Source organism: Pseudomonas tehranensis (assembly GCF_014268615.1).
GTDB lineage: Bacteria > Pseudomonadota > Gammaproteobacteria > Pseudomonadales > Pseudomonadaceae > Aquipseudomonas > Aquipseudomonas tehranensis.
On sequence record NZ_JABWQV010000343.1, the window covers coordinates 1 to 4273 of the forward strand.

Annotated in this window: 4 protein-coding genes; 3 read left to right on the forward strand and 1 reads right to left on the reverse strand. The window is 61.7% G+C overall.

Translation table 11 applies throughout. From position 1 onward, the window contains the following. Positions 1-70 precede the first annotated feature (70 nt). Positions 71-556 carry a YajQ family cyclic di-GMP-binding protein gene (locus HU811_RS25470; protein ID WP_003205057.1) on the reverse strand — a complete coding sequence of 162 codons (486 nt, stop codon included), beginning with the start codon at positions 554-556 and terminating at the stop codon, positions 71-73. A 142-nt stretch (positions 557-698) separates the two neighbouring features. On the opposite strand from HU811_RS25470, the gene HU811_RS25475 reads away from it, so the two are divergent. The 3 genes from HU811_RS25475 to HU811_RS25485 form a co-directional block, all read left to right on the forward strand. Then, the gene (locus HU811_RS25475; RefSeq protein ID WP_186658797.1) at positions 699-1616 is read left to right on the forward strand and encodes a putative 2-dehydropantoate 2-reductase; all 918 of its coding nucleotides are present in this window, start codon (positions 699-701) and stop codon (positions 1614-1616) included. Between the two features lie 46 nt (positions 1617-1662). Then, positions 1663-3699: a sensor histidine kinase gene (locus tag HU811_RS25480; RefSeq protein ID WP_186658800.1), complete on the forward strand. Its 2037-nt coding sequence runs from the start codon at positions 1663-1665 to the stop codon at positions 3697-3699. 2 nt (positions 3700-3701) lie between these two features. Continuing rightward, positions 3702-4273 (forward strand): cob(I)yrinic acid a,c-diamide adenosyltransferase (locus HU811_RS25485; RefSeq protein ID WP_186658803.1); only part of this gene is annotated, 572 nt, incomplete at its 3' end.

Here is a 4273-nt window from a genome sequence, read left to right on the forward strand (position 1 = left end):
ACCCAAGCGGGAGCAAGCTCCCTCGCCACAGTACTTCTCTGTGCCAACCGTTTTCCTGTGCAACCGGCTATCAGTCGCGGAAATTATTGAACTGCAAAGGCATGCCGAATTCCTTGCCCCGCAATGCCGCGATGGCTTCCTGCAAGTCATCACGCTTTTTGCCGGTGACGCGCACTTGCTCGCCCTGGATGGCGGCTTGCACCTTGAGCTTGGCGTCCTTGATATGAGCAACGATTTTCTTTGCCAGTTCCTTATCGATGCCTTCCTTGAGCACGGCTTCCTGCTTCATCAGCTTGCCCGAGGCATAGGCGTCCTTGACCTCAAGGCACTGCACGTCGATCTTGCGCTTGACCAGGGCCAGCTTGAGGATCTCGATCATTGCCTCAAGCTGGAAGTCGGCCTCGGCGGTCAGGTTGACGGTCAGGTCCTTCTCCTTGAACTCGAAACTGCCCTTGCCCTTGAGGTCATAACGACGGTCGAGTTCCTTGACGGCGTTTTCAACGGCGTTGGTGACTTCGTGTTTGTCCAGTTCGGATACCACGTCGAATGACGGCATGTAGTGTTCTCCAATAAAAAAGACGCGCCCGTAACAAAGGCGCGTGCTTGGCTTGTGGTTAAAATCGGGCTCATTATAACGGGTCTTTTCCTGTCGACACTGCGAGCCCCCAGATGCCTGCGCCAAACCGAGTAAAAAACTGATGTCCACCACCTGGCATGTCCTGGGGGCCGGCAGCCTCGGCATGTTATGGGCAACGCGCCTGGCCCGGGCCGGTTTGCCGGTGCGGCTGGTGCTGCGCAATGAACAACGCTTGCAGGCCTATCAGGCCGCCGGGGGACTGACGCTGGTGGAACAGGGCCAGGCCCGGCATTACCCGGTACCTGGGCAAACAGCCGACGCCCCCGAGCCGATCAAACGCCTGCTCCTGGCCTGCAAAGCCTATGACGCCGAAGCGGCCGTGGCTTCTGTGGCCCATCGGCTGAGCGCCGACTCGGAACTGATCCTGCTGCAGAACGGCCTCGGCAGTCAGGACGCGGTGGCCAATCGTGTTCCCTTGGCCCGCTGCATCAGTGCCTCCAGTACCGAAGGGGCGTTCCGCGACGGTGACTGGCGCGTGGTGTTTGCCGGCCACGGCTACACCTGGCTGGGTGACCCCGCGCACCCGGTGGCACCGGTCTGGCTGGACGACCTCACCGCCGCCGGTATACCCCACGAATGGACGGCTGACATCCTCACCCGGCTCTGGCGCAAACTGGCGCTCAATTGTGCGATCAACCCACTGACCGTCCTGCACCACTGCAAGAACGGCGGCTTGCAGGCGCATCACTGCGAAGTGGCGACCCTCTGCGCAGAACTCACGGACCTGCTGGAACGCTGCGGCCAGCCCATGGCAGCCGAAGACTTGCAGCCGGAAGTCGAACGGGTCATCCAGGCCACCGCGGCCAACTACTCCTCGATGTACCAGGACGTCGCCAATGGGCGCCGCACCGAAATCAGCTACCTGCTCGGCCACGCGTGCAAGGTTGCCGAGCGCCACCGGTTGGCGCTGCCCCATCTGGAACAAGTGCGGCAGCGACTGATTGCCCACTTGCACAACCTCGGATTGCCCGGCGACTGAGCAGCGGCTACGCTGGCCCTCGTGTTCCTTTTTAACGAAGAGTCCGATGCCATTGCGCCAGCGTCTTGAAAACCTCCCGGTCGGCCAGAAACTGCTGGCCGCCCTGCTGGTGTTGTTGACCACCGTCCTGCTGGTGGCCAACCTGACCTTTATCAGCGCCGCCTATTACATCTCCCAGGAAAGCATGGCGCCCCAGGCCCTGCAGACCATCGGTCGACTGGTGGCCAACCCGAGCCTGATCGCCGACGCCCTGCAGTCGCCCCAGACCGCCCAGCGCTTGCTGGATGAACTCAACAGCTACACACCGTTGCGGGCCGCCGCCTTGTATGACGGCGAAGGTGAACGCCTGGCGCAACTGCAGGAGGGCGAAAAGCTCAAGCTGCCGGACCATTACCGCCATATGCAGGCATGGCAAGCCAGTGAGTTTCGCAGCAATCAGGTCATCACCCTGCCCCGTCCCGGCACGGCGCCGGGTCATCTGTTGCTGGTGGCCAGCAGCGAACTGCCGACGGCGTTCTACACCGGCACCCTGACCGCCAGCCTCGGCATCCTGATTTTCAGCGTATTGCTGTGGCTGGTCATTGCCCAGCAGATCAAGCGCCTGATCACCCAGCCGATTCATCAGCTCGAGGAGTTGTCGCGCCAGGTTACCCGCGAGGAGAACTATTCCCTGCGCGCCGCCCGCGGCAACCACGACGAAATCGGCAGTCTGGCTGAGGCGTTCAACACCATGCTCTCGCGGATCGAAGCCCGGGAGCAGCAGCTCAAGCGCGCGCGGGACGATTCCCAGGCCGCCTACGACCAGGCCCAGGGCCTGGCGGAAGAAACCCGCCACACCAATCGCAAACTGGAACTGGAAGTCCAAGTGCGCAGCAAGATCGAGAAAAAACTCACCGGCTTTCAGAACTACCTCAACAGCATTATCGATTCCATGCCCTCGGCCCTGATTGCCCTCGACGAACAGCTCTACGTCACCCAATGGAATCAGGAAGCCAGCGCCCTCTCCGGCACACGCCTGGACGAGGCGCTGAACCAGCCGATCTTCCTCGCCTTCGAACCACTCAAGCCTTACCTGCCGCAGCTCAAGCAAACGGTCGAACAGCACACGGTGGCGAAGATCGAACGTGTCACCTGGACCAAGGACGACGAGGCCCGGCACTACGCCCTGACTTTCTATCCACTGATGGGCGGCGCCGGGCGCGGCGTGGTGATCCGCATCGATGACATCACCCAACGTTTGTCGCTGGAAGAAATGATGGTGCAGTCGGAGAAGATGCTCTCGGTCGGCGGCCTTGCGGCGGGCATGGCCCATGAAATCAACAACCCGCTGGGAGCCATCCTGCACAACGTGCAAAACATCCGTCGGCGTCTGTCACCGGAACTTGCGAAGAACATCGAACAGGCCGAACAACTGAATATCGAACTGCAAAGGGTGAACCTTTACCTGCAAAGCCGGGAAATCCCGCAATTGCTCGATGGCATTCAGCAGGCCGGCGCCCGGGCGGCGAAAATCGTCACCCACATGCTCAGCTTCAGCCGGCGCAGCACCCGGCAGATGGCCCCCTGCGACCTGCCGGCGCTGATCGACCAGGCGGTGGAGATCGCCGGTAACGACTTTGACCTGGCGATCGGTTTCGATTTCAAGGGCCAAGCGATCATCCGGCAGTTCGACCCGAACCTGGGCCCGGTGCCCGGCACCGCCAACGAGCTGGAGCAGGTGCTGCTCAACCTGCTGAAAAACGCCGCCCAAGCGATCCATCAACGCCAGGACGACAGCGAACCTGGCCGGATTATCCTGCGCACGCGGCTGAACCCACCGTGGGCAGAGATCCAGGTGGAGGACAACGGCATCGGCATGAGCGAGAACGTGCGCAAACGCACCTTCGAGCCGTTCTTCACCACCAAGGAAATCGGCCAAGGGACCGGACTGGGGCTGTCGGTGTCGTATTTCATCATCACCAATAACCACAAGGGCCAGATGGAAGTGCAGTCGGCGCCGGGCCAGGGCACCTGCTTCACCTTGCGCCTGCCATTGACTGGCACTTCAATGGTGCCGCAGGAACACAAGCAACTGGAGCGCTGAACATGGGTTTTCGCCTGTCGAAGATTTACACCCGCACCGGCGACAAAGGTGAAACCGGGTTGGGGGATGGTCGCCGTGTAGCCAAGGACCATCCACGGGTCGAGGCCATTGGCGAGGTCGACACGCTCAACAGTCAGTTGGGATTGTTGCTCGCCAGCCTCGCGATAGAGGTAGCTGAATATCCGGCGCTACAGGAGCTGATCGAGGTCTTGGCGCCGTGTCAGCACCGGCTGTTCGACCTGGGCGGTGAACTGGCGATGCCAGCCTATCAAGCCTTGAACATGAAGGAAGTCGAGCGTCTGGAAGCCGCCATCGATGCATGGAACGAAGAAGTGGGGCCGCTGGAGAATTTCATCCTGCCCGGTGGCTCGACACTGATCGCCCAGGCCCATGTCTGCCGCAGCCTGGCCCGCAGCGCCGAACGCCGCTGTCAGCAGTTGAACGCCGTGGAGCCATTGGCCGGGCCGGGACTGGCGTATATCAATCGCCTGTCGGATCTGTTGTTCGTCGCGGCGCGGGTCATTGCCCGCAGGCAGGGAGTGGCGGAGGTGCTGTGGGTGGCGGCTGCCAAGCC

Excerpts from the sequence above, each read along its gene's own strand:
- HU811_RS25470 (WP_003205057.1), bottom strand. The coding sequence starts at position 556 with ATGCCGTCATTCGACGTGGTATCCGAACTGGACAAACACGAAGTCACC.
- HU811_RS25475 (WP_186658797.1), top strand. The coding sequence starts at position 699 with ATGTCCACCACCTGGCATGTCCTGGGGGCCGGCAGCCTCGGCATGTTA.
- HU811_RS25480 (WP_186658800.1), top strand. The coding sequence starts at position 1,663 with ATGCCATTGCGCCAGCGTCTTGAAAACCTCCCGGTCGGCCAGAAACTG.